Source organism: Tumebacillus flagellatus, assembly GCF_000714935.1.
Classification (GTDB): domain Bacteria; phylum Bacillota; class Bacilli; order Tumebacillales; family Tumebacillaceae; genus Tumebacillus; species Tumebacillus flagellatus.
Genome location: NZ_JMIR01000001.1, coordinates 156,975 through 182,268, shown reverse-complemented (window position 1 = coordinate 182,268; position 25,294 = coordinate 156,975). Strand labels below are relative to the sequence as shown.

At 58.3% G+C, this 25,294-nt stretch carries 28 protein-coding genes; 22 read left to right on the top strand and 6 right to left on the bottom strand.

What is annotated here, in order from left to right:
- Both EL26_RS00885 and EL26_RS00880 read left to right on the top strand, forming a co-directional pair.
- The gene (locus EL26_RS00885) at positions 1–990 is read left to right on the top strand and encodes a hypothetical protein (protein WP_038083405.1); all 990 of its coding nucleotides are present in this window, start codon (positions 1–3) and stop codon (positions 988–990) included.
- Between the two features lie 146 nt (positions 991–1,136).
- The gene (locus EL26_RS00880; RefSeq protein ID WP_038083404.1) at positions 1,137–1,598 is read left to right on the top strand and encodes a CBO0543 family protein; all 462 of its coding nucleotides are present in this window, start codon (positions 1,137–1,139) and stop codon (positions 1,596–1,598) included.
- A gap of 62 nt (positions 1,599–1,660) precedes the next feature.
- Here EL26_RS00880 and EL26_RS00875 read toward each other — a convergent pair whose 3' ends face one another.
- The 4 genes from EL26_RS00875 to EL26_RS00860 form a co-directional block, all read right to left on the bottom strand.
- Positions 1,661–2,755 carry a D-alanine--D-alanine ligase gene (locus EL26_RS00875; RefSeq protein WP_038083402.1) on the bottom strand — a complete coding sequence of 365 codons (1,095 nt, stop codon included), beginning with the start codon at positions 2,753–2,755 and terminating at the stop codon, positions 1,661–1,663.
- A gap of 51 nt (positions 2,756–2,806) precedes the next feature.
- Positions 2,807–3,259, bottom strand: coding sequence for a transcriptional regulator MntR (mntR, locus tag EL26_RS00870; RefSeq protein WP_038083400.1), 453 nt, complete (start codon positions 3,257–3,259; stop codon positions 2,807–2,809).
- A 98-nt stretch (positions 3,260–3,357) separates the two neighbouring features.
- Positions 3,358–4,635 carry an Nramp family divalent metal transporter gene (locus EL26_RS00865; RefSeq protein ID WP_202962835.1) on the bottom strand — a complete coding sequence of 426 codons (1,278 nt, stop codon included), beginning with the start codon at positions 4,633–4,635 and terminating at the stop codon, positions 3,358–3,360.
- A 120-nt stretch (positions 4,636–4,755) separates the two neighbouring features.
- Positions 4,756–5,280, bottom strand: coding sequence for a YqeG family HAD IIIA-type phosphatase (locus tag EL26_RS00860; protein WP_052035827.1), 525 nt, complete (start codon positions 5,278–5,280; stop codon positions 4,756–4,758).
- A gap of 130 nt (positions 5,281–5,410) precedes the next feature.
- Between EL26_RS00860 and EL26_RS00855 the strand changes: the two genes are divergently transcribed.
- The 17 genes from EL26_RS00855 (at position 5,411) to EL26_RS00780 (ending at position 20,397) form a co-directional block, all read left to right on the top strand.
- Positions 5,411–5,989 (top strand): ComEA family DNA-binding protein, encoded by a 579-nt coding sequence (locus EL26_RS00855; RefSeq protein ID WP_052035826.1) that lies wholly within the window; start codon positions 5,411–5,413, stop codon positions 5,987–5,989.
- A gap of 108 nt (positions 5,990–6,097) precedes the next feature.
- On the top strand, positions 6,098–8,395 hold the full coding sequence (locus EL26_RS00850) for a DNA internalization-related competence protein ComEC/Rec2 (protein ID WP_161780633.1): 2,298 nt from the start codon (positions 6,098–6,100) through the stop codon (positions 8,393–8,395).
- Positions 8,396–8,457: 62 nt separating this feature from the next.
- Positions 8,458–8,823, top strand: a complete 366-nt coding sequence (locus EL26_RS00845; RefSeq protein WP_081856883.1) for an alpha/beta-type small acid-soluble spore protein — start codon at positions 8,458–8,460, stop codon at positions 8,821–8,823.
- A 150-nt stretch (positions 8,824–8,973) separates the two neighbouring features.
- The gene (locus EL26_RS00840) at positions 8,974–9,249 is read left to right on the top strand and encodes a hypothetical protein (protein WP_038083395.1); all 276 of its coding nucleotides are present in this window, start codon (positions 8,974–8,976) and stop codon (positions 9,247–9,249) included.
- Between the two features lie 106 nt (positions 9,250–9,355).
- Complete coding sequence (locus EL26_RS00835) at positions 9,356–9,874, top strand: hypothetical protein (protein WP_038083394.1); 519 nt, start codon at positions 9,356–9,358, stop codon at positions 9,872–9,874.
- Entirely contained in the window at positions 9,871–10,164 is a 294-nt protein-coding gene (locus EL26_RS00830) for a hypothetical protein (protein WP_038083392.1), read from the top strand. Before EL26_RS00835 ends, EL26_RS00830 begins: the two co-directional genes overlap by 4 nt.
- Positions 10,165–10,303: 139 nt before the next feature.
- On the top strand, positions 10,304–10,837 hold the full coding sequence (locus EL26_RS00825) for an RNA polymerase sigma factor (protein WP_038083390.1): 534 nt from the start codon (positions 10,304–10,306) through the stop codon (positions 10,835–10,837).
- Positions 10,834–12,486 (top strand): anti-sigma factor family protein, encoded by a 1,653-nt coding sequence (locus EL26_RS23235; RefSeq protein WP_052035825.1) that lies wholly within the window; start codon positions 10,834–10,836, stop codon positions 12,484–12,486. Before EL26_RS00825 ends, EL26_RS23235 begins: the two co-directional genes overlap by 4 nt.
- 85 nt (positions 12,487–12,571) lie before the next feature.
- The gene (locus EL26_RS25225) at positions 12,572–12,739 is read left to right on the top strand and encodes a hypothetical protein (protein WP_161780632.1); all 168 of its coding nucleotides are present in this window, start codon (positions 12,572–12,574) and stop codon (positions 12,737–12,739) included.
- A 101-nt stretch (positions 12,740–12,840) separates the two neighbouring features.
- A complete protein-coding gene (locus EL26_RS00815) occupies positions 12,841–13,461 on the top strand; it encodes a hypothetical protein (protein WP_038083388.1) in 621 nt (206 codons plus the stop codon).
- Between the two features lie 243 nt (positions 13,462–13,704).
- Positions 13,705–13,920 (top strand): ferredoxin, encoded by a 216-nt coding sequence (locus EL26_RS00810; protein WP_038083387.1) that lies wholly within the window; start codon positions 13,705–13,707, stop codon positions 13,918–13,920.
- A gap of 228 nt (positions 13,921–14,148) precedes the next feature.
- On the top strand, positions 14,149–14,724 hold the full coding sequence (locus EL26_RS00805) for an RNA polymerase sigma factor (protein ID WP_052035824.1): 576 nt from the start codon (positions 14,149–14,151) through the stop codon (positions 14,722–14,724).
- Positions 14,721–15,512, top strand: coding sequence for a DUF881 domain-containing protein (locus EL26_RS00800; protein ID WP_038083384.1), 792 nt, complete (start codon positions 14,721–14,723; stop codon positions 15,510–15,512). The genes EL26_RS00805 and EL26_RS00800 overlap by 4 nt, the downstream gene beginning before the upstream one ends.
- 149 nt (positions 15,513–15,661) lie before the next feature.
- On the top strand, positions 15,662–16,543 hold the full coding sequence (locus EL26_RS00795) for an NAD(P)-dependent oxidoreductase (RefSeq protein WP_038083383.1): 882 nt from the start codon (positions 15,662–15,664) through the stop codon (positions 16,541–16,543).
- A 160-nt stretch (positions 16,544–16,703) separates the two neighbouring features.
- Positions 16,704–17,891, top strand: a complete 1,188-nt coding sequence (locus EL26_RS00790; protein WP_038083381.1) for an alpha/beta hydrolase family protein — start codon at positions 16,704–16,706, stop codon at positions 17,889–17,891.
- Positions 17,892–18,032: 141 nt separating this feature from the next.
- Complete coding sequence (locus EL26_RS00785) at positions 18,033–19,124, top strand: hypothetical protein (RefSeq protein WP_038083380.1); 1,092 nt, start codon at positions 18,033–18,035, stop codon at positions 19,122–19,124.
- Between the two features lie 94 nt (positions 19,125–19,218).
- The gene (locus EL26_RS00780; protein ID WP_038083377.1) at positions 19,219–20,397 is read left to right on the top strand and encodes a thiolase family protein; all 1,179 of its coding nucleotides are present in this window, start codon (positions 19,219–19,221) and stop codon (positions 20,395–20,397) included.
- A 178-nt stretch (positions 20,398–20,575) separates the two neighbouring features.
- Here the strand turns inward: EL26_RS00780 and EL26_RS00775 are convergent, their stop codons facing one another.
- Positions 20,576–21,337: a PepSY domain-containing protein gene (locus EL26_RS00775; RefSeq protein ID WP_038083375.1), complete on the bottom strand. Its 762-nt coding sequence runs from the start codon at positions 21,335–21,337 to the stop codon at positions 20,576–20,578.
- Between the two features lie 107 nt (positions 21,338–21,444).
- Here EL26_RS00775 and EL26_RS00770 point away from each other — a divergent pair, with 107 nt between their 5' ends.
- Entirely contained in the window at positions 21,445–21,978 is a 534-nt protein-coding gene (locus tag EL26_RS00770; protein WP_038083373.1) for a D-glycero-alpha-D-manno-heptose-1,7-bisphosphate 7-phosphatase, read from the top strand.
- A 111-nt stretch (positions 21,979–22,089) separates the two neighbouring features.
- Here EL26_RS00770 and EL26_RS00765 read toward each other — a convergent pair whose 3' ends face one another.
- Positions 22,090–23,013 carry a proline dehydrogenase family protein gene (locus tag EL26_RS00765; protein WP_038083371.1) on the bottom strand — a complete coding sequence of 308 codons (924 nt, stop codon included), beginning with the start codon at positions 23,011–23,013 and terminating at the stop codon, positions 22,090–22,092.
- 185 nt (positions 23,014–23,198) lie between these two features.
- Here EL26_RS00765 and EL26_RS00760 point away from each other — a divergent pair, with 185 nt between their 5' ends.
- Together EL26_RS00760 and pruA are read left to right on the top strand one after the other, a co-directional pair.
- The gene (locus EL26_RS00760; protein ID WP_038083367.1) at positions 23,199–23,522 is read left to right on the top strand and encodes a hypothetical protein; all 324 of its coding nucleotides are present in this window, start codon (positions 23,199–23,201) and stop codon (positions 23,520–23,522) included.
- Between the two features lie 147 nt (positions 23,523–23,669).
- A complete protein-coding gene (pruA, locus tag EL26_RS00755; protein WP_238546030.1) occupies positions 23,670–25,187 on the top strand; it encodes an L-glutamate gamma-semialdehyde dehydrogenase in 1,518 nt (505 codons plus the stop codon).
- Positions 25,188–25,294 lie beyond the last annotated feature (107 nt).

Genomic DNA, 25,294 nt, shown 5'->3' with positions numbered 1-25,294 from the left:
ATGAGTGAAGCAACGACTGTGTATTTCGTAAAACAAGTCTGGCGGCAAAAAGGGGACGCACTCTTTGAGCACATCCCGTTCAAGGAAGAGAACAAAGCGACGGACCTGAGCCAGACGACTCGTCCTGTTCTTGTCTTGGAAACCAAATCGAACGGCGGCAGCGGTACTGTCTTCGCGATTGGGCGCGTGACAAGTGCCGAGGTCGTGGAGAACGCAATTGAATATCCGAACGGTGAGTTTCTGTATCATGTGCCGTTTGCATACGACCTGATTTTGGAAGACAAAAAGAACGGGATCACCCGTGAAGAACTGCAGGAACTGACTGGGCAGAAATTCGCACCGCAAGTCAGAGGCGGCCTCTATGAGATCTCCGAAGAGCACTACAACCAAGTGGCCGCTCTGCTCCAAGAACGAACCGGCATCACTGTGCAAGCGAAACCGGCAGAGGCAAAACCCGTAGCCGCGAAGTCGGAATCGAAAGCGGTTGCCAAACCGGCTGCGAAGTCGACGGACAAATCGTCGGCTGCCTCGGCCAGCGCATTGGCAGACGCGCTGGGTACCGCCAAAGCGCAATTGGCGCAACAACCACATCTGCGCGCGGTCCTTGAGAACGGCAACGTTCAGACCTATCCGGCAGTTCTGCTCGGAGAGGGCGACCTCGTCGCGGTTCAAGAGACGATCTCCACATACATCCAAGCAGGCGGCGATGCAACGGTTGATGCAGCAGCAAGCGAAGCGGCGGCGGCAGGCGCGAACGCAGCGCGTTACGCCAACGTCATCGGCCTCGTCGAGCGCCTCGTGCGCGAGGGCAAGTACGACTCCGTACAATCCCCGACCCTGCAAAAAGCTTTCTATCGCGGCGATGCAAACCTTCCGCACCCGTATGAAGCCATCGAGCTGCAAGGCATTCACGGCCATCACATTCTCGGCCTGAACGGAACTTTGTACACGGTGGAAGGCAAGCGCGTGCAACACTTCTTGGGACTTTAATCATACGTTTACAGCATCTCTTTTCTAACAACGTGAACAACCTGTACTTTTGTACAGGTTGTTTATTGTTTATAGGTTGTTTATAGAAGTGCAGGGCAGGTAATACTAAACCTGGAGGCAAGAGTAGAGAAGGGGAGGTTGGGCGTTTGACGTATTCGTGGGTCGTCTGGATGGTGGCAGGCATCGGGATTCTCTATGTCGTGTTTGCACCGAAGCGATTGCCTGCGCATGAGTGTTGTTTTCTCGTTACGTTCACGTCTTCGTTTGCGTTGGTGTTCGATTTGATAGTCGGCTCGGTGTATGATCTGTATGATTACGGCAAGGGTGGAAACGTTGAACTCCTCGACATCGTGCAAGTGGCCGCCATCAATCCAAGCCTTGGATTGGCGCTCTTGAACTTCTGGCCGCGGCGGGACTCATTTTGGATCAAACTGCTCTATTGGGGGCTGTGGACCGGGGGCTTGCTGTTGTTGGAGGAGCTCTGGTTGCACTTGGGGTTGTTGACTTACCGCGACTGGAGCATTTGGAAGTCGATGCTGTGCTATCCGTTTCTGTTCGGCGTCTTGCGCTTGGGACAATCGATCTATAGAGGCTTTCTGCCCAAATAAAAAGCTGCCATCCTCCGCAGAGGATCGCAGCTTTTGTTGTGCGGATCGGTTTGAGTCGTCACTTACCGCTCACGGTTCTTGTCTTCGTGGCGTTCGATGGCGAGGTGGATCAACGTTTCGATCAGTTGGTCATACGGCAGACCGCTCGCTTCCCACATCTTCGGGTACATGCTGTACTTCGTGAAGCCGGGGAACGTGTTGATTTCGTTGATCAGGAACTTGCCGGTTTTGCGGCAGAGGAAGAAGTCGGCGCGGGACAGCCCGGAGCCGTCGATCGCTTGGAACGCCGTGACGGCGAGCGCGCGCACTTCTTCGACTTGTTCCGGCGTCAATTCCGCCGGGATCACCATCGCCGACTCCCCGCTCAAGTACTTGGCGTCGTAGTCGTAGAATTCCTCGTTCGAGGAGATGATCTCGCCCGGCAAAGACGCTTGCGGATCTTCGTTGCCGAGCACCGCCACTTCGATTTCACGTCCGTCGACCGCTTCTTCGACGATGATCTTGCGGTCGTACTTCGCGGCGACGCGCAGGGCTTGGAGCAGCGCCTCGCGGTCCTTGGCTTTGGAGATGCCGACGCTCGATCCGAGGTTCGCCGGCTTCACGAAGCAGGGGTACCCGAGGCTTGCGGCCACTTCGTCCGCCACGGCGTCCGGTTCGCGTTCAAAGCGGGAGCGCAACACCACTTCGTAGCGGCATTGGGCAAGACCCGCTTGAGCGAAGACTTTCTTCATCATGGCTTTATCCATGCCGACGGCGGAAGCGAGCACGCCCGCTCCGACGTACGGGATGTTCATCAGTTCAAACAGACCTTGCACCGTGCCGTCCTCACCGTACGGTCCGTGCAGGATCGGCAGCACGACGTCGATTCTCTCGGCCGCTTGCGACGGCAACACGTCGCCTTGGGCGATCGGGAGCAGGTCGGCGGTGTCCGCCTCCGTCTCACCGGCCGGCAGCAACGCGGGCGGGATCGGGGCTCCGAGCGCGTTGTAGGCGCCGAGACCGGCATGCCAGACACCTTGCTTGTCGATGCCGATGGGGAAGATTTCAAACACATCTTGGTTCAAATTCTCGATGACCGACTGGGCGGAATTGATGGAGACTTCGTGCTCGCCGGATTTGCCGCCGAAAACGACGCCGACTCTGATTTTGCGAGTCATTTGTTCCGCACACTCCTCTCTTGGCTGAAAAAAAGCTCCGGTCGCCGGAGCTTATCGCGTTTTCCCTTCGTCCTCTGTCTCTTTGAGGGCGTCGAGATCTTGGCAGAAGTCGTTAAACTCCTGCAAGCAGTGCGAGTGGTTTTCAAAAAACAACACGAGGTTGTTCAGCGCACTCATCGTCGCGGGAGACACATGGTGTTCAATGCCTTCGACGTCCTGCTGAATCGTCTCTTCGCGAATGCCGAGCATCCGCAAGAATTCCTCCAACCGCTTATGGCGCTGCTTCATCAGTTTGCCGAGCTGTTCGCCCTTCGGGGTCAAGACGATACCACGATACTTTTCGTAAGTCACCAGTTGCTTTTCGTCGAGCTTCTGGATCATCTTGGTCACAGAGGACGGTTGCACGGAAAGCGAGGAGGCGATGTCAGAGACGCGGGCGTACCCTTTCTCCTTCATCAATTCGTAGATTTTCTCTAAGTAATCCTCCATGCTGGATGTGAGCATTCCCAATCCTCTCTCTCCTCGGAAGTATCCATGACGTGATTCGTCCGTAACATTTTACCCGAACTCTCTCTCTCGTGCAAACAATGGAAGTTCTCACATTACCAAGAGAATTGGCCGCCAAACGTCTGATACAGCAATAACGCGTTCAGGAGCACGATGATCACGGTGGACAGCACCGCCAGCGTGAATTCGAACGGCTTGCTGGAGAACAAGCCCATGACTTTGCGGCTCTTGACCAGAGCCAGCAAGGGGATGACCGTCAGCGGAAGTTGCAGCGAAAGCACGACTTGCGAGAAGATCAGGAGTTTGAACGAGTCAAACCCGATCGCGATCACCGCCATCGCCGGAATCGACGTCAGCAGGAGGGCGATGCGCCAGAACTTGCTTTTGGTGTCGCTGGATTTGCCCAGGTAGCCGGTGACGACGTGGGCGTTGGCCATCGACGACGTGACAGACGACCCCAGCCCGGAGCAAAGCAGGGCGACGCCAAACAGAATCGAAGCCAAGTTCCCCGCCAAAGGTTTCAGGGTTTCGGCCGCTTGCTCGATGCTGGTCACCTCCATGCCGTAACGGAAGAACACAGCGGCCGCGACGATGATCATGGCGGAGTTGACCAGCCATCCGGTGCCCATCGCGAGCAACGTATCGATGAATTGGTAGCGAATCATGCGTTTTTTTTCAAGGTCGGTGACGGTGAGTTCGTTGCGCTCTTGAATGACGTTGCTGTGCAGGTAGAGGTTGTGCGGCATGATCACGGCGCCGAGCATCCCCATCGCGACGTAGATCGAGCCGGAGTCTACGTGCGGTATCACCATCGCGGGGAAGGCGGCGCCCCAGTCCGGCTTGACGATGAACATCTCGATGACGTAGATCACGCCGATGACGGCGAGAAACGCGATCAGCAGAGTTTCGATGCGCCGGTATTGCGGAAACCACACGGTGACCAAGACGATCGCGAGCGTGAGAATCGCGCCAAGCCAGATCGGAATGCCGAACAAGATCTGCAAACCGAGCGCCGCGCCGAGGTATTCCGCGATGGAAGTGGCGACGCAAGCGATCAAGATCGAGACGCCGAGCAGCCACGCAAGCGTCGGGTGGCAGTGGGCGCGAACATTTTCGGCGAGCGATTTGCCGGTGACGATGCCAAGTCGCACCGACATGTTTTGCAAGAGGATTAAGATCAGCGTGCTCAAGGTGATCACCCAAAGCAAGCTGTATCCGTAGGACGATCCGCCGGCCAGGTTGGTGGCCCAGTTGCCGGGGTCGATAAATCCGAGCGTGATCAGGAAACCCGGTCCCAAGAAGGCGAGCAATCCCTTCCGTTTGTTCCCCGAGGGCATCGCTTTGGTGTTGGATTCAAGGTTTGAGGATGACACCCTGTTGGCCTCCTTTCGACTGCCGTATGTGCTCCGCGGTAGTCTTACTCTATGTGCGGGTGCCCAGAAAGGTGAGTGAGGCCCGACGAGGGCGGGGGCGGTTTTTGAGGGGACAGGGAGCTAGAGATGTTCGTCCCACGGGAGGTAGCCTTTTTTCTTCAGCCAGCCGTAGATGATCTTTTCAAAAAAGCGGTTGATTTTGGTCGGCCAGCCTTCTTTGCCTTTGAGCGGGTCGACCCAGATCGTGTACATGCCGAATTTGTTGCCGCCGTAGATGTCGGTGAGCAGTTGGTCGCCTACGACGACGGTGTCGCGGGTGGAGGTGTGCAGGAGGCGCAGCGCGCGTTCAAACGGATGCCCCCACGGCTTGCGCGCTTCGTAGACGAACGGGATGCCGAGCGGGCGGGCGAATTCGGAGACGCGGATTTTGCGGTTGTTGGAGACGATGACGACTTTGAGGTCTTCATGGCGGAGGGTTTGAATCCATTTCATCAGCCGTTCGGTGGCGTGGGGGCTGTCTTGTTCGATCAGCGTGTTGTCGAGGTTGGTGATGATTCCGCGAATGCCGCGCTCGCGGAGTTGGTGGAAGTTGATGTCGTAGATCGTGTGCAGGTGCAAACTCGGTACGAAGCGTTCGAGAATCATGACGCCGGTTTCCCCCTGTCGCGTTGGAATGTGTAGGTGTAGCGTTCGCGGCAGAGTTGCAGGGGATACGGGGGAAAAGAAGGAAAAGCATGGGCGTCGTTGAAATGATTCTCAAGAAGGAGGGATGCTCATGAAAAAAGAACGCTTCTTGCTGCTCGCCGTGCTCGTCGGGGTGTTGTTGGCGGGTAGTGTGTATCTGTACGGCGGCAAACCGAAGCCTGTTGCAGATGCGAGCGCGAACGCACCGCAGGCGCAAAACGAACAGAGGACGGCCGTTTCGACGGAGAAAGTGCGCGTGGATGTGAAGGGCGAAGTGAACACGCCCGGCGTGTATCAACTGCCGGCCGACTCGCGGACGATCGACGCCGTGCAAGCGGCGGGAGGAGCGAAAGCGGACGCCGACTTGGCGAAGTTGAACATGGCGGCGCTGCTCAAGGACGGGACGGAAGTGATCGTGCCGAAGACCGGAGCCAGCGAGGAAAAAAAGGAAGCATCCGCCCCGAGTGCCGCCGGCGGGAAAGTGAATGTGAACACCGCGAGCGCCGCAGACCTCGACAAACTGCCGGGGATCGGATCGGCTCGTGCGGAGGCGATTGTGAAGTATCGCGAAGACCAAGGACGATTCTCCACGGTCGACGACCTGCGCAACGTGCCGGGATTCGGCGTGAAGTTGGTGGAGTCGATTCGGGATAAAGTGACGGTGAATTGACGATTTTTTCCTCGACAAGCAGTTCCTTGCAGGTCTCCCCATTTCTTCTTATAAAGTGAGGCTCCCCTCTCCATGACTCCTCGTGTGCTTCTTCAGGCTGTGGTTTGTTTGGCTGTCGGTATTTGGGCGGGACGGTGGGTTCCCGCTGCTGTGTTTCCGGGGTGGTGGCTGCTCCCGGTTGTGCTTGCTTTGGTGTCAGCATGGCGCTGGCGCAGAGGCGTGTGGGCGACGGCGTTTTGGGTCGGCGTGTTCACGTTTTGCGCGCACCAGTGGTATCAGACGCCGATGTACGATTCCTTTGCGGACAAGTCTGTCACCGTGCAAGGGCGCGTGATCAACGACCCCGTCTCAAACCGCTTCGTTCTGGAGGTACGCGCAGTCAACGGCCAACCCGCCCGGGAAAAAGCCGTCGTCACTTCCAAATCCCCCAAACCCCCTCGCTACGGCGACCTCCTCGAATTCCGCACACTCTGGCAAAAACCGCAACCACCCCGCAACCCCGGCGCTTTCGACGCGCTCTCGTATGACACCAACCAAGGCATCCACTACTCTCTGCACGCCGAGAGCTTTCACGTGCTGGGACATGACGACAGGGGCGTACAGGGGCGTTTTTTTCTGCCGTTGCGCCATCGGTTGGTGCGTGTGATTCAAGAGCTGTACCCGCCCGAACAGGCCGCGCTGGTCTCGGGGATTCTGATCGGGTTCGACGACGGGCTCGCTCCGGAAGTGGAGAGCGCGTTTCGAGACATGGGCGTGGTGCACATCCTCGTCGTCTCCGGGGCGAACGTCGCCTTGCTGATCCTCCCGTTGCTCGCCCTGCTCGAAAAGTTCGGCCTCTCCGTCCGCAGACGCTACGCCCTGGCGATTGTCATTGTCGTTTTTTACGGCGGTCTTACAGGGGGAGGCGCGTCGGTCGTTCGGGCTTGCACGATGAGCACGCTCTGGTGCTTGAGCCGCTTGCTCTCCCGCGAAACCGACCGGCTCACGTCGTGGGCGCTCGCGGGCGGACTGTTGCTCGTGTACGACCCGTTTCTGCTTCGAGACGTCGGGTTTCAACTCACGTTTCTCCTCACGCTCGCGATGCTCGTCGCGCCCGTGCACTTTGAACACCTCCTTGCGAAAATCGTCCCCGCCGAACGCCTGCCGAAGTTCGCGTATGCCCCTTTGCAGAAATTTCTCGGCGCGATTCTGCTGACGATCCTCTGCCAACTGATCTCCACTCCGCTGATTCTCACGATCAACCCGCGCTACACACCGCTCTCGCTCTTGGCGAATCTCTACATCCTGCCGCTGATCGCCGTGCTGCTGCCCGCCGCCGCAGGAAGTCTCTTGCTCGGTCTCCTGCATCCCGCGCTCGCCGCACTCCCGGCAACGCTCGTCTCGCGGGGGCTGCATCTCATGGCGGACCCGCTGACGTACGCCGCTCAGCAAGGCTGGCTGCTCCGCAACCTCCAAGCTCCGACCCCGCTTTGGCTTTTTCTCTATTACAGCGGATGGCTGCTGTTCATCCTCCGCGTTCCGCCGTGGAACTTCTGGCGCGCGTACACCGTTCCCGCCGTTGCGTGCCTGCTTGCGCTCGGTATCTTCTGGCGTGCCTTCGCTGCGCACGACTTGCGCGTCACGTTTCTCGACGTGGGGCAGGGGGATTCGATTCTGCTGGAGATGCCGCATCAGATCTGGCTCGTCGACGGCGGCGGCATTCCCGGCTTTCAACACAGCGACTACGACCCCGGCGAGCGCGTCGTCGTTCCGGCGTTGGCGTCGAAGGGCATCGACGACATCGACACGCTCGTCCTCACGCACGCGGACGAAGACCACGTCCGAGGTCTCGCCGCCGTCTTGCATTCCTTCCGCGTGCACCAACTGCTCGTCTCCGATCTCACCGCCGACGCGCCCTTCTACCAAAGCCTCCTCCAAGAAGCCCGCCGTCAACACATCCCGATCCACCAAGTCCGCGCAGGCGAACTCTACACACCCGAGCCGAACCTCACGATCCGCATCTTCAACCCGCCGCGAACTCCCTACCGAAACACCCGCTCCGACACCAACTCCAACTCGGTTGTCTTCACGCTGACTTACGGCGCGCGAAATTTCCTCTTCACCGGCGACCTCGAAGGCGAAGTGGAGCCGCAACTCCCGCCGCTCCCGCACGTCGACGTGCTCAAAGTCGCGCATCACGGAAGCGGCCACTCGTCGACGGTTCCTTTTTTGGAAAAAACGACCCCGGCCCACGCGGTCCTCTCCGTCGGCGCACACAACCGCTACGGTCACCCCGCTTCCTCGACGCTTCAACGCCTGCAAAATTCCGGAGCCGCGATTTGGCGCACCGACATCTCCGGCGCGATCGTCTGTGAAACCGACGGGCAAAATCTGGACATCTACTCTTGGTCGGCGCGGGGATACTAACGGTTGTACCACCTTGCTGCCATTGGTGGCGGAGGAACCCAACTCGACAGGAGATGATGCGGATGCCGAACAACCGCCGTCGCAATCAGGCCGAAGTGCCGGGTGCCCGGAGTGCGTTGGATCAGCTGAAGACGGAGGTCGCTGCCGAACTGGGGATTCCGAACTACGACCAAGTGGACAAAGGGATGTTGCCCTCGCGCATGAACGGCTATGTCGGCGGCGTGATGGTGCGGAAGATGATCGAGTACGCAGAGAGCGCGATGATGCAAAGCCCGCAAGCGTTGCAGAGCGTCGAAGCAGAGCCGGGCGCGCGGCAAAACGAGATTCAAGACGCGCAGAATTCCGTGATCGCCGCGCAGTCGTACCTCGACCAGATCGGCGGTCTGCAGTCGTATTCGACGGCGCCGCCATCGCAACAGCTGCACTGACGTTTTCCACGGTACAAGGAACGAGAAGAGAGGCCCGGCTTCGGGCCTCTCTTCTTTTTTACTTTGGAAGAAAGTGGTCGTTGCTTCCTGCCTGTGCTCCGCTGTACGCTAGGTGGTAGATGCAAGGGGAGAGGTCAGGGGGATATCTTGATGAAAACAGCCGAAAGCCGAGAGTCTGTTGAGCAGCTGATCGCCAAAATCTATCAGTTGACCCAACAGATTTCGAATCAGCCCAATGAAATTCTGAAACTTCAGACGAGTGAGTTCATTCGATCCTTTGTCGATCTCACCCAAGCGGTGGAACAGTTGGATGCGGTTCGCGAACTGCTGCTTGGCCGTGCGGAGAGCTTGATGAGCCGCCCGCGCGAGACTGAAAAGCGCCTGCGCAAAGAACACCTCAAACTGGTGGTCAACAAAAACCAATAAAACAAACCAATAACCCCCGCCCGTCCCCCTGCATAGGGGGAGCATCCGTGTCGGATACTGACTATGAGTACCCAACACGCGTGTCAAAGGGAGGGGGTCTTGACTTATGTACGAAACTTGGGTCAAATCTCTGATTGATATTCTGGACGAAGTCGCGCCGGTGACGCTGGTTCGCAACCGCTTGGAAATTCCGCTCGGCTCTGTGACCGGCGACAATTCGGTGCTCATCCACAGTCGTCTCGATCTCACGGACGATGACAGCCCGTGGTGCGACTTGGTCGTGGAGCAGGTGGAAGACCGCATCGAAATCGGCTACATGATCCACATCCCGAACCTCAACAAGCGCACGGACGAAGAGATCGTCGCCAACGTGAAATCGGTCGGCGGCGGGGCCGGAACGGTCATGCTGCTGCAACCGGTGGGGGAAGTCGCACAGGAAACGTACGTGATCAAAGGCACGCTGTCGGCGCCGCTGGAGCATCCGACCGACAACTTCAACTCCGCGACGCACGACATGGCGGAAGCGTTGGTGCGTTTGATGGAGTGCGGCGGGTATGAGCGCAACCAATCGATGGAGACGGTGGACGAGGCGACAGACGACCTCGTGACCTGGCCGCAGGAATGAGCGAGCAACAACCGCCGCGCCAGGAAATTCAGCAGGAACCTCTTCAGAAACTTCCGACTCCCCAGGATCTGCAGCATGAAGGACTTGACCCGGCAGCGTTGCACGAATTGTTTTTTATGCAACCGGATAACGGTCCGCTCCTGCCCGCGCAGATGGTCAAACGCGCGCTGTTCCCGCGCTGGGAAGTGATCGTCCCGGCGGAGTTCAACCCCGTGGACGAAGAAGACCGGATGATCGGGAATCTTCTGCACGAAGCGGCGGCGGATCAAAAGCACCCCGGCCCTCACTAGGGCGGGGTGTTTTTTTGCGCGTTTTTCGTGCTCCCAAATCTTCTAACGTCTGGTATGATGGAAGAATCATATTTTTGCGCGACAAGTGCAACTTTTTGGCGCTTGTTGGCATCGTTTAGTAAGGGAGGGAAGAACGGGGATGCAAGAGGATTTGAAGATCGCGGCAGAGGCGTTGCAGAGCAGAGAACAACTCACGCAGTTTTTGCGAACGATCGAACCGTTCATCTACCAAACGGCGTATTACATGACCGGTAAGAAAATGGACGCCGAGGACGTGACACAGGATTGCCTGTGGAAAGTCTGCCGCTCCCTCAATCAATACCAAGGGCAGGGATCGTTGCGCGGCTGGATTCACCGCGTGGTGGTCAACACCGTGCGCGAACAAGCCCGCAAGAAGAAAGCGCAGTTCGTCGAGTTTGACGATTCGCTGCAATCGGATGACCTGTCCGTGGAAAAGCAAGTGGAAATGAAGATGACCGAAGAGAATCTGCACCAAGCGATTGCCGCGTTGCCGGTCAACTATCGTGAAGTGTTGGTGTTGCGTCACATACAGGACTTGTCGTACCAAGAGATCGCCGAGACGCTCGATCTCACGGAAGCGCAAGTCAAGACCCGCCTGTTTCGCGGGCGGGAGAAATTGCGGACTTTGTTCTATGGAGGTGAGGAAGCGTGAACCACGACCACTACCGAGACTTGATTCAGCGCGAGTTGGACGATGATCTTTCCGCCGAGGAGACGGCGTTGCTCGACCGGCATGTGCTGGCTTGTGCAGAGTGTCGTACGGAGCGGGAAGAGTTTCGCCAATTGGCGCTGGGATTGAGCAGTATGAAGCCGGTGGTGCCGGAGCGGAGTTTTGTCGGGAGCATGGAGTTTGATTTCGATGAACTGTTGCGCCCGCAGCCGCAGGTCACCCCGTTGCAGCAAAAAGGACGCCGCCTTCCCGCCCGCTGGTGGCAAGGCTTGTCTGTCGCCGCCGTCGTCGTGCTGGCGATCGGATTTACGGCGCATTACCTGCCGGGAATGTCGTCGCAAACCGCTCAGTCGGGGGGGACGAATGCGAACGGGCAGGGGAATCCTCTCGTCGCGCTGGGAGATTCCGCGTCTGTGAAGCAGACAGGGGACGCGAACGGCGCGGGGCAAACGGGAGCCGCCGGAGCGGGAAGTTCGAACGCGGGGGCAATTGGAGCTTCCGGTTCGGGAAGTTCGAACGCAGGAGCAGCAGGGACTGTTGGATCTGCAGGTTCGAACGCAGGAGGTGCGGGGACTTCCGGATCTGCAGTCTCGAACAGTGGAGCGGCAGGGGCCTCTGGAGCGGCAAGTGCAATCGCTGGGGCATCTGGCTCCGGGAGCTGGAGCGCAGGAGTTGCCGGTTTGCAAAACGGGGCGGGAAGTTCGGTCTCCACTTCCGCAGGCTCTTCGTCAACTTCAGGAACAGGAGCCGCGGCAAGTTCCGCCGGTTCCCTCGGCAGTTCGTCCGCGAGCGGCAGCAGTTCCGCAGGAACCGTCTCTCAACCCGAGTCCTCCCAACCGGCAGGAAGCATCGGTTCGTCGAGCTCTGACTCGAAATCCCCCGACGCTTCCGGCCCGCATGCCGGAGGCGTGGTCGTCGCGGGCACAGGCGATGACGACCACATGGGACTGACGGCAGGTGCGTCGAAACCGTCAGACTCGTCGTCGCACACAGGTCTTGCGGCCGCCTCGTCCGCGCTGCAAGACCGCGGGAAATTGTACGGCCTGGTCGCCGGAGCTCTCTCCGCCGAGAGTCCGCCCTTGCCGTTGATCGTCGGGTCCGTCCAGCAGAAGCCCGCGATCTTGAACGAAAAACTGCAACAACAAGTCCGTGAGGGAGACACCTCCGCCCGCTGGGCGACCGTTCCGGTGCAAGTGGTGCAGCACGTCCTCACCGATATCGGATTTGCTCCAACCGCCGTCGTCACCGAAATCTCCGGCTACCCGGACCGCGTCAACGTCACCCAAGGCGGCCAAGAATTCCTCGTCAAACTCGCGCAGCCGTTTGACACGAGCGCGGACGGCATCTGGCAACCGGTGCAGATTTCCCGCACCCTGTCGCGGGATTCCCAAGAGCCGACCGACAAACCGATCCTCGCCTATTTCGAATCCTTGGAGAAAAACACCCCTGTGAGTTTCTCCAACATCGAAGTCGAAGAGAGCTTGTTCATGGGCCGTACCGTCGTCGGTGCCGACATGACGACCTACACCGCGTCCGGCGTCGTGCAAAAACGCTTTGCGTTCTCGTTCCGCCTGCGCTTGAACGGAGACTACTCGTGGACGCTGGACGGAATGCCGGTGATTCGCCACTAACAGATTCTTGGCGGATCCGAGGGATACATGAATTTCCAGTGCATGTGCATACTACAAGTATCCACCCGCATTGGAGGTAGGCGCCATGAAAAAACGCATCCGACTCGCCGTCCTCGTCCTCGCGATTTTGAGTATCTCCGTTCCGGCCTATGCGACGGACGCGCAAGGAGAGCACAAAAGCAGCGCAGGGGTCGGCGGCAAGCACAATTTCGACCAATGGCAGACGATCAAACGCCTCCAGATTCTCCATTGAGTCCGTAAAAAAGAGACCCCGCACTTCGGTCGAGGTCTCTTTTTGCTTGTCCTGCATACGATTAGGACATACGATCATGTCCAATCGACAGGAGGGAGCTTATGCGAACCCCACCCAAGCCGACCGTGTTCTTGGCCGCGGCCGCCGCGCTGTCGCTTCTGCTGACCGGCTGTTCTCTGGAAACCGTGGAGCCGAAGCCGTCCGCGCCGGCTCCGGCTCCAAGCCAAACCCCGTCGCCGTCCGATCTGCCCAAGGAAACGGGCCTGCCTGGCACAACGGACGCCGAACCGACCCCGTCCGCCGGGAAAACGGACGACCAAATCCAAGCGGAGATCCGCGAAAAGCTCGGCCGCCTCACGCACCCGCAAGGCTACATCTTGCCGGCCGACGCCGCGCAGACGGTCACCGGCGTCTCCACGACCGCCGAAGTCACGGAATTGCTCCGCAAAAAAGGCTACTCGCTCGACCTCGCCCGCTCGCTGACCGCCGAGTTCTACCGCGAAAAAAACCAAACGGTCACGATTGTCGCCCGCGAAGGCATGGCAGGCGGGTTCGATCCGGCCCAAGACGCCGTGCTGGCGCGCAAGAACAAGTTCACTTGGACGATCACTCAAAAGCACCCCGACGACCCGCTGAGCGGCCCCAACACGGCCGTCTACGAAGTCGAAGTGCTCAAGGACGGCTCGTACCGTTTGAACGCGTGGACGGTGAGCCACCTGTAAATGTAAAAAAGTGAGCTGAGACCGATTCTCATTTGCGGGAAGATGTGATATACTATAGGCAAGTGTTTACTAACTGCCAAAACATGAGAAAATGACAGCATACCACCCCTGCAACTCCCATACGGATACCTCCTGCCCGTTTGTGCCACAATAGAACGGGAGAATTTCGTGTGGAATTCTTGCAGTTTCTAAAGAGATGATTTATAATCTCTCTCAGAAGACATTGAAGGAGTGGTATTTCAAATGGCAAAGACTTTCGTTGACAAAGATACCTGCATCGCATGCGGCGCTTGCTACAGCACCTGCCCGGACGTGTACGAATCCGATGATGACGGCTACGCATTCGTAAAACTGCCGGGTGGCCTCGAAGGCTACGTAGAAGTTCCGGAAGAGTTCCTGTCTGATGCACTCGATGCAAAAGACGGCTGCCCGACCGAATCCGTTAAGTGGGAAGACTAATTCCCATTTTTCTATGAAACACACAAAAACCGCCGTGCTACGGCGGTTTTTTTATAGACTTTCGCCTGCAAGTTTCTCCTTCAAGAGACAGGTTTTTACAAACAAATGAGCGAATATTTCTGATATACATTTTTTGAACGTCAGGTGTAACCTTTAACCCACCGCAGGGTCTAATTGGGCGATAACGGTGTGGAGATGGGGAACTGGCTTCTGGGGGAGTGAGTGTGCATGCTTGAACCGGGAGAAGGCTCCAGAGCGCTAGAGGAATTGTTCCACGATCTGTATGACCGGTACTTTCAGGACGTTTACAATTTCGTCGCCTACTCGATCAGCCGGAAACAAGATGCGGAAGATCTCACGCAGGAAGTCTTTGTGAAAGCGTACCGCGGCTTGGCGAATTTTCGAGGGGATTCGGAGATGCGCACATGGCTGTTTGCCATCGCGCGCAACACGATTCGCAACTGGATTGTGCGCAAGAAGCCGCTTCCCAGCACGGAGGACGAATTTCTCTGGCAACTGCCGGAGACCGGCGATTCGCCGGAGGACGTCTTGGAAGAGAAGGAAGCGATGCGCAAGCTTCAACACGCCCTCGACCAGATCAAGGATACGTACCGCACGGTGATCGTCTTGCGGGGCATCCAAGGATTTTCCGTCAAGGAAACCGCCGATATCATGGGTTGCAGCGAGACCAGCGTCAAAGTGACGCACTTCCGCGCGTTGCGGAAATTGCGGTCGATGCTGGCTTCCGACCCGACGTTTCCCATTTCGCTCCACCCTCTACCGTCCAAGGAGGTGGGTACATGAACTTCCGTAAGTCCAACCAACAGCCGAAGTCATCCCATGACCTCGAATTCTTACAGGAATCGATCGCCAACCTGCCGAAGAGGGAACCTCGCCCCGGTTTGAAACAAGAACTGCTCCTGAGGATCTTGGCAGAAGCGCGTCGGGAAGAGCCGGTCGCCAAGAAGCGCCGTCGGAGTTTTTCGGTGCGTTCCTTGAAATTCGCAGTCGCTTTGGCGGGCGCGGCGCTGGCCGTACTCTTGGTGTGGAACCTGTTGCCGCCGTCCTCGAACGATCGGTTGGTCGCCGAGGAACGCGAGACGCTGAGCGGGTTTAACGCCAGCCAGCAGTTGGCTCAAGAAATCGCGCTCAAGAAGGGCGATTCCAGCGACCGTTTGCTGCGGCAGACGATTCCGCACCAAAACGGCCAGTTTATCGGCGAAGGCGTCGAGATTCTGGTCAACGACAAGCAGGAGATGCTGATTCGCAAGGGCGCGTCGCAGAGTGAGATCGAGTCGAACTACGATCTGCACCGTCTCGTGCAGGAGATCTACACCGGCGGCGGGCAAATTGTGTCGCTCAACGGCATCCTCGTCAAACCGTATACGGAGATCATCACGCGCGGGGCGTTGACCGAAGTAAGCGAGCGCCGCATCCAGTCTCCCTTCAACATCAAAGTCATCGGAGACAGCGAGAAATTGTACAAGACGTTGAACCAAGATTCCTCCGTCCTGATGACTTTCAAGAACGAGAAGGCAATCGACGTCAACTTGGAAAAGTCACATCTCGTCACCATCACGATGAACAACTAGAGAAACGAGAGCCGCTTCCGGGCCAACTTGCCGGAGCGGCTTTTTTTCGTGCCTTGCGTGCTTTTTTTCGTGATCGGGAAGTGTGGTACAATCGGGAGAGGACAAACTGTACATTCTCGTATTCTTACCGATGCAGGAGGCAGACATAGATGACGAAGAAATTGGGTTGGATCGGGCTTGGCAACATGGGACAGCCGATGGTGACGCGGCTGTTGAACGCGGGATTTGACGTGACGGTGTACAACCGCACCCGTTCCAAAGCCGAACCGTTTGCCGCGATGGGCGCGAAGATCGCCGACTCCCCGCGTGAGCTCGCGGCAGGCGTCGACACGGTGATCACGATGGTCTCGGACGGCGAGACGCTCGAAGAAGTGCTGTTCGGCGAAGGCGGCGTGCTCAGCGGCATCACGGCGGGGCAGACGGTGATCGACATGAGCACCGTCGGGCCGGAACCGGTGCAGAAAGCAGCGACGGAATTTGCCGCGCGCGGTGCCAAGTTCCTCGAAGCGCCCGTCTCCGGCTCGGTCGGCCCGGCGAAGGACGGAACGCTGGTCATCCTCGTCGGCGGCGACGAAGCGGCGTACGAAGCCCACAAGCCGGTGTTTGACGTGCTCGGCAAAGCGTCGTTTCACTTCGGCGAGAACGGGCAGGGCGCCAACGCGAAACTGGCGATCAACTTGATGCTCGGCGTGTTCTTGCAAGGTCTGTCCGAAGCGCTCGTGCTCGGCAGCAAAGCCGGCCTCGACCGCGAAACGCTGCTCAAAGCGATCGCGCAGACGGCGGTGGCGGCTCCGATCGTGCTCGGCAAAACCCCGAGCATCCTCGCCGACGAATTTCCGGCGGCGTTCGCGCTCAAACACATGGAGAAGGATTTCGGCCTCGCCCTCCACACCGCGAAAAAAACGGAAGCCTCCCTCCCGGTCACGTCTTCGGCGCACCAGACCTACGTTGCCGCCAAAGCGAACGGCTTGGGCGATCACGACTTGATGGCGGTGCTCACGCAGTTGGAGCGGATGGCGGGTTTGAAGTAGACAGACCCCCATGTGCGAAGAGAGTCCCTCATGTTAGAGGGATTCTTTTTTTTCGTAGGAGAGGTTGTAAAAGTTGACGGCAAACTCCCTTCTATATTACAAGCTTCAAATGACGAAGCGTCATGAAAAGCTGTGATTTACATTTAGGGAGGGAGGTTTTATGATGGACAAGAAAAAGATCTGCATTTTGATCATCCACGGCATGGGCGAACAGGGTGTCTACGAAACGTTGGACGTCTTCACGCGCAACCTCGTCGAGTCGCTGCAAACCTCTCCGGATTCCCACATCCAGTTGACGCACCACCGCATGCGGCTTCAGGGCGACATGCACGATTACATCAAACTCTCCCGTCAAGAAGATTCCTCGATGGAATTGGACATTCACGAGTACTACTGGGCGCACACGATGCAGCGGGTGATCTCGTTTCAAGAAGTGGTGCAGTGGTTGATTCGCGCCTCGGACGGCGCTGAGAAATTCTATGAGGAGAACGAAGAGTTGGCGCGACGCTACGAGCATGACGACGCGTACGCCGACGCTTACCGCAACGGCAAATTCAAACGCCGCTGGTATTTGAAGCACATAGGCATTGCGGTGCGGCTGTTCTACGGGCTCTCCCGCTTGTTTGGAAGCTTGCTGCCGAAGACGTTGGAGCCGCTGTTCCGCTTGCTGATGGGCAAACCGGAGCAGATGATCGTCGATTACGTCGGCGATGTGGCGATCTACACGTCGAGCGACCGCAAATCGAAATTCTACGAGACCCGCCGCACGGTGCTCGAAGGCGCGGCGGAGAAGCTGACCGCGCTCTTGCGCCAAGACTATGACAAAGTCGTGATCGTCGGCCACGCGCTCGGCAGCGTCATCGCCTACGATGCGATGAACCTGTTGAACTTGCGCGCCAACCACGACGAGCAGCTGGCGCAGGACGTTCGCAAGCTGTTCGAGTTGGTCACGATCGGATCGCCGCTTGATAAAGTGAAGTTTTTCTTTCGCGAGCATGTGCCCAAGGGCGAGTACGTCAAGCGGCTGATCTTGAACTCGCTGAACGGGTTTCGCCGCCGCGATGTGCAAACGGCCGAAGACGAGCACACGCCCGAACTTTCCTCCACGTTGCAAAATCATCTCCAGCATCTGCATTGGACCAACTACTACGACCTCAAAGACCCGATCGGCGGGCACCTCGATTTCTACGAGGGTGTGGAGAACATTCAAGTGCACAACGGCCAAGAGTGGGGATTTGCGCACTTGGGCTACTGGCAGAATCCGTGTATCTACCAGGATGTGATTCAACGCGTAGAGCTTGCGGGAGCCGCGGCGCACAACGACATGGGAGTGGGAGAGACGGCGTAGAATGAAGACAACCGACCAAACGAAGTCCCGACTCCTCGAAGTCGGGACTTTTTTCTTATCGCTTCAGGTTGTAAAAGGACGAGCTGTAGGTCATTTGTATGAGAGTAGCTTCTAAGTCCAGAGAGGGGAGTGGGTCAGGGGATGAAAACCACCAAAGTCGCAATCTTGATCACGCACGGAGTCGGGGAACAGGGGGAGTTGGATACGCTCGACCTCTTCGCACGCAACCTTGTCCAATCCCTGCAGGACAGCCGCGGGGAGGGGGTGCAGTTGACCCATCGCCGCCTGCACGGAGCCCAAGGCATGGAGGAATATGTGCAGCTCACCGACCGCGAACTTCCGGGATGGGAAGTCGATTTGCACGAGTTCTATTGGGCGCCGCTGGTCGAGCGGCAGATTTCGTTTCGCGAGATTTTAGAGTGGCTGGAGGCTGCCTCCAACGGGGTCGATCGGCCGGAAGTGGGCTGGGCGTTGCGGGGAATGAGCCGGCTCGGGAGCCTGGGCGAGAAACTGATGCCAGCGTGGCTGGACGGCGCGTACCGCTTGGCGATGGGGAAAGCCGAGGAATTGGTCGTCGATACGCTGGGCGATGTGGCGGTGTATACGGCAAGCGACTTGCGCTCGAAGTGGCACGGCGTGCGCGAAGAGGTGCTGCAAGGCGCGCTTCAGAAAGTGCTGACGCTGCTGAACCTCGATTATGACCGCGTGATTCTGATCGGGCACTCGTTGGGGAGCGTGGTGCTCTATGATGCGCTGAACCGCTTGAATTTGTACATGAACGACGATGCGGTGCTGGCGGCGAAGCGGCATAAGCTGTACGAGTTGATCACGCTGGGCTCACCGCTTGATCTGACGGCGCTCTATCTGTCCGAGCAGATCGGCGAGGGCGAGTATGTGAAGCGCTTGATCCTCGACCATGTCAACGGATTTCGCCGCCGATGGCCACAGCCGCAAGGACCGCGAGGGACGGTGCTTCGCAGCACGGTGCAGGATTGGCTGACCGAGTTGCGCTGGACGAATTACTGGGACTTGCGCGACCCGTTGGCAGGGCCGCTGGTGCACTATTGGGGCGTGGAGAACGTTCAGACGGACAACGGACTGGCATGGGGGCTGGCGCACACCGGGTATTTTGACAATCTGCAGATCTACCGCGATGCGGTCCTGCGGGCTGCGTCGGTGGAGCAGGCGGCAAAAACGGAACCGTCCGCCGAGCGGCACCTGCGGGCAATTTGAACGCATCGTTCTAAAAATGGTGCAGGGGGGAGGGTCTCGACGAAGGGGTCGGGGCCTTTTTTGTTGAATAGAATGGGGAGGAGGCGAAAAATCGATGAGAGACGTATACATTCTATCGGCCGTTCGTTCGGCGATCACGTCGTTCGGCGGATCGCTCAAAGACACGATGCCGCACGAATTGGCGGCGCAAGTTCTGACCGCTGCCGTTGAAAAAGCCGGTCTGACCCAAGACCAAGTGCAAGAAGTGATTCTGGGCCACTGCATCCAGCGCACCGACGAGCCGAACACGGCGCGCACCGCGCTGCTCAAGGCCGGATTCCCGCATACGACCACCGGTTATACGATCCAGCGCCAATGCGGTTCGGGCATGCAGGCGGTGCTCGACGCGATGATGCAAATTCAAACCGGGTTTGCCGACGTCGTCGTGGCGGGCGGCGTGGAAGTCATGTCGAACGCGCCGTACATTTTGAAACAAAACCGCTGGGGCCAGCGCATGCAGCACAGCACCGTCTACGATTCGCTGTGGGAGTGCTTGACCGACCCGCTTTCCGGCGATTTGATGGGCGTGACGGCGGAGAACCTCGCCGAGAAGTACGGCATCACCCGCGAAGAGCAAGACGCGGTTGCCATGGAGTCGCATCGCAAAGCGCTGGCGGCGATCGAGTCGGGCCGTTTTGACCGCGAGATCGTGCCGGTGACGGCGAAGTCCGGCCGCAAGACGGTCGAAGTCACCCGCGACGAGCACCCGCGCGCCGACATCTCGATGGAAGGCTTGGCGAAGCTCAAAGCGACGTTCAAGTCGGAAAACGGCACCGTCACGGCAGGCAACGCGTCGGGCATCAACGACGGCGCGTCGGCGCTCGTGCTGGTGTCGGGCGAGAAAGTGCAAGAGCTCGGCTTGAAGCCGCTGGCGAAGATCGTGGCGGGCGCTGCAGCGGGCGTGGAACCGGAGTTGATGGGGTACGGCCCGGTGCCGGCGATTCGCAAACTGCTGGAGAAAACCGGTCTCACCGTGGACGACATCGACGTGTGGGAGATCAACGAAGCGTTCGCGGCGCAATACATCGCCGTGGAGCGCCTGCTTGAACTCGACTCCTCCAAAGTCAACGTCAACGGCTCCGGCATCGCGCTGGGCCATCCGGTCGGCAGCACCGGTTCGCGCATTACGGGCTCGGTCGTCCATGAACTGCACCACCGCGATTTGAAGCGCGGCATCGCGTCGCTGTGCATCGGCGGAGGGCTTGGGCTTGCCGTGCTGGTGGAGCGCGTCTAACGGTTGCCCAAAAACATCCGGGCGCAGGAGATGGATTCTGCGCAACGGGTCGCAAGGTCCTGTCACGCTACTGCACCGGGTCGCTGTAAATGGATTCGGTAAGGGGCGTTCACGCCAAAACACCCTGCCGCAGTGTGGGAGACTGCGGGCAGGGTGTTTTTTGGCTTGCTGTTTTGACTTACTGTTTGGGTTTGAGAGATTTCTGCGTTTGCGGGGCGTGGCTTTTCTTGGTTTTCAGGTCGTTGTACTTGTAGAGCACGTCGCCCGTCAGCGCGTCGACGAACACCTTCCAGTCGGCGGGGGCTTTTGTGTCATAGACGTTGACGATGTAGACGAGGTTGATTTGGTCCGGCTCCGGGTGCGCGAAGTAGTGCAGTTCCGCTTTGGGCGGGGCGTCCGGGTTGGGGACTTTCACGTCGGCGAGCGCGGCTTGGATGGCGGCGTTGGCGTCGATGCCGGGCTTTTTCAAACGCTCGCTGTTTTTCTCAATGTCGGGCGTGAATTGGCCGTTGATCGAGCGCACGACGCGGGACTTGTCGATGTGCACGATCACTTCGTCGCCCCAGACCGGGATGCCGTTGACGACGTGCGCGAGGCGGACGTGCTGCATGCCGAGCTCGTCGTGGTCGACGCGTTTGAGCGCGAACGAGCGCTTCGCTTTGTCGACATGGTAGAGGTGCTTGATCGATTCGAGAAACGAGAGCGCCATGTCCGCCGGCTCGCCTTTGAGCGGCTTGGACAGTTTGCCGGAGATGAAGCGCGGCGTGCCCAGTTTCTCGTCCCACTTGACTTGAATGGTGCCGCCGCTGCGATCGGTCATCTCCTTCAGCTCGCGATGCTCGCTCGGAGACAATTGATCGTTCGGTTCGGCGTGAACCGCGAGTGGCGTCAGAAGCACCGCCAGCGCAAGGAATGAGGACAGCCAACGTTTTGCTTTCATGAGCGTAACTCCCTCCTGATTGGAATGCCTGTCAGAGTGTAGCGTACCCAACCAAGAAACGGCACATGCTAATCGCGTGACACCAAACTGAAAGGAGGGATGCCCCGATGAGCCAACCGGCTGTGTTTCTGGACCGCGACGGGGTGATCAACGACCATGTGACCTATGTGAATACGCCGGAAGACCTGATCCTCTTCCCCGGCGTGGGCACGGCGATCAAAAGCCTGCGCGACGGAGGCTATCAGGTGTTCGTCGTCACCAACCAAGGCGGCATCGGCCTCGGCCATATGAAAGAAGAGAACCTGCATCGAATCCATGAGAAGATGGAACGCGAGTTGGAGCAAGACGGCGCGGTGATCGACGAGATCGCCTACTGCCCGCACAAGCCGCACGCCAAGTGCGCCTGCCGCAAGCCGGAGCCCAAGATGATCCTCGACCTCGCCCGGAAGTACGACGTCGATCTCAGCCGCAGCTTCATGGTGGGGGACCGCGAAACGGACGTGGAGGCGGGGCGGAAAGCGGGCACCCGTACCGTTTTTATCGGTGCCAATGGCAAAACCGACCCGCATGCGACGCACAGTGTGAAAACGCTGGTGGAAGCGGCAGAATGGATCTTGAAACAGGAACCAACCACAACCTGACCCGGCAAAAAAGGCACACCCCGCTGTGGGAATGTGCCTTTTTGCATCTAGGGAACGATTCCACAAAAAAGGCACAGCCTCCATGGGCTATGCCTTTTTCGATCGCTTGTCCTACTTGCGGAACATGTTCTTCAAGATAAAGAACGCGTTCGCCGGGCTTTCGGCAATCCGGCGGGAGAAGTAGCCGTACCAGTCGTTGCCGTACGGAACGTACACGCGCATCGTGTAGCCTTCCTTGACCAACTGGCGCTGCGTTTCCGGACGGACTCCGTAGAGCATCTGGAATTCAAAACGATCGTTCGGTATGTTGTGCTTCTGAACGAACGCTTTCGTGTGGTTGATCACGTTGTCATCGTGCGTCGCCACCGCCGTGTAGTGGCCGGAGAGCAGGTGCATCTCGATGATTTTGAGGTAGTTTTTGTCCACGTCGGCTTTGTCGGCGTACGCGACTTTCGGGGATTCGAGGTACGCGCCCTTGACCAGACGGAGGTTGCAGTGCTCGTACGTCTCTTCCAAGCGCTTCATGTCGTCCACGGTGCGGAACAGATACGCCTGAATGACGAGGCCTACGTGCTTGCCGTACTCGCGCTTCAACTCGTCGAAGATCTCCATCGTGATGTCGATGTGCGCGTAGTCTTCCATGTCGATGCGCACGAAGTTGTCGTACTCGCGGGCTTTGTCCAAGATCATGCGCATGTGCTTCATGCACACTTCCTTGCTCAAATCGAGGCCGAGCGACGTCATCTTGAGCGACATGTTCGATTTCACGCCCGATTGCTTCACCGCGTCGAGCACGTCCAAGCAAGCGCGCGTCGATGCGAACGCTTCCTGCTCGTCAAACACGAACTCGCCCAAGTGGTCGAGCGTGACGACCAAACCGTCTTGGTTGAGCAAGTTGACCTGCTCGATCGCTTCTTTCAGAGTGACCCCCGCGACGAAGCGGGCTGCGCCGAGCTTCATGCCGTATTTTTTAATGAAACCGCTTACTACCTTGTTGCCAGAAACGGACAGAACAAGCTTTCTGTAGAAAGACATTGTGATCAACCTCACTCTATGAAAGATGAACGAATAGACACAAAAAGGACAAATCCTCAATCAGTATAGCACATAACTTCCTGTCCGTCGTCAATAGAATGCGCCCAATTTTCCTCACGTTTTGCGCAGAGCGGGCTCTTGCCACATAGAGTATGGTGACTCTACGAACTGAAAGGAGCTCTCCCATGTCGCAAAACTATTGGAATCCGTACGCGTACCGCAACGACATCGATGCCGAATTCGCCATGACGCAAGAACAAACGATCGTCCCGCAACAATGGCAACTCCCGCTCGAACCCGCGCACTACCCATCCTATTATGAAGTTCCGATGCCGCAGCAATTCCCCTACCCGCGCAGTTTCCGCGCCAAAACCAACAGCGGCGACGAGATCGAATATGAACTGCGCTTCTTCCCGGGGCCGATCATCCGCCCGCCGTTTTACGGCCCGTTCCCGGTGATCCGTCCGCTCCCGCCGGTTCCGTACGGTGTACCGCCGTTTTTCTGGTAAAAGTGTCTCCCTCAGACGGGCATCTTGTGATGCCCGTCTACTTGCTTCGCCTATAGAACTTCGCTACAATTAATTCTGGAATCAACCAGAATACATACTATTGGGGGTACTACAGTGGCTGTAGACGTTTACCGCAATGAGCCGTTCATGGACTTTACCCAACCTGACATCCGTGAGAAGATGCTCTCCGCTCTGAAAAAAGTGGAAGCAGAACTCGGACGCGAATATCCGCTCGTCATCGGCGGCGAGAAAATCACCACTGCCGACAAATCGACTTCCATCAACCCCTCCAACAAGGACCAAGTGATCGGGGTCGTCTCCAAAGCTGACCAAGACCTCGCGGAACAAGCGATGCAGTCTGCTCTCGCCACCTTCGAATGGTGGCAAGACGTCGAGCCGAAGGAACGCGCCCGCATCCTGCTCAAAGCGGCTGCGATCATGCGCCGCCGCAAGTACGAATTCAGCGCGTGGCTCGTCTACGAAGCCGGCAAGAACTGGGCGGAAGCAGACGCGGACACCGCAGAAGCGATCGACTTCATGGAATTCTACGCGCGCGAGATGGTTCGCCTCTCCGAAGACCAAAACCTCACCCGCATCGCAGGCGAAGACAACGAACTCGTCTACCTGCCGCTGGGCGTGGGCATCGTCATCCCGCCGTGGAACTTCCCGCTGGCGATCATGGTCGGCATGACCACCGCTGCGATCGTGGCGGGCAACACCGTCGTCTTGAAGCCGGCGACCCCGACTCCGGTCATCGCGGCGAAATTTGTGGAACTGCTCGAAGAAGCAGGTCTTCCGGGCGGCGTTGTCAACTTCTGCAACGGCTCCGGCTCCGTGATCGGCGACTACCTCGTCGACCATCCGAAGACCCGTTTCATCTCCTTCACCGGTTCCAAGGAAGTCGGCATTCGCATCTACGAACGCGCGGCGAAAGTGCAGAAGGGCCAGATCTGGCTCAAGCGCGTCGTCGCCGAGATGGGCGGCAAGGACGCTCTCGTCGTGGACAAGGGTGTAAACGCCCTCGAAGCGGCACAAGCGATCGTCACTTCGGCGTTCGGCTTCTCCGGCCAGAAGTGCTCGGCTGCGTCCCGTGCGATCGTGCATGCGGAAATCTATGACGAAGTGGTCAACCACGTCGCGGAACTGACCCGGAAACTCACCGTCGGCCCGTCCCACATCGAAGGCGTCAACCTCGGCCCGGTCGTGGACGAATCGGCGTACAACTCGATCCTCAAGTACATCGAAATCGGCAAAGGCGAAGGCCGACTGCTCGCAGGCGGCGGCAAAGCGGAAGGCAACGGCTTCTTCATCCAGCCGACCGTCATCGCCGACGTTGACCGCAACGCGCGCATCGCGCAAGAAGAAATCTTCGGCCCGGTCCTCGCGATCATCAAGGCGGAAGACTTCGACGACGCGCTGGCGATCGCCAACGGCACCGAATTCGGTCTGACCGGCGGCGTGTTCTCCAACGACCGCTTCAACTTGAAGAAAGCCCGCGAGAAATTCCACGTCGGCAACCTGTACTTCAACCGCAAGATCACCGGCGCGCTCGTAGGCGTCCAACCGTTCGGCGGATTCAACATGTCCGGCACCGACTCCAAAGCAGGCGGCTACGACTACCTGCTGCAATTCACCCAAGCGAAGTGCGTCGTCGAGCGCTTCTAATTGGAACCAGACTTCAAAAACGCCCCTCCCGGCAACGGGTTGGGGCTGTTTTTTTTCGGATCGCGACACAATTCCTTCATTTGAATTCACAGACTCGTTAGGGTAGA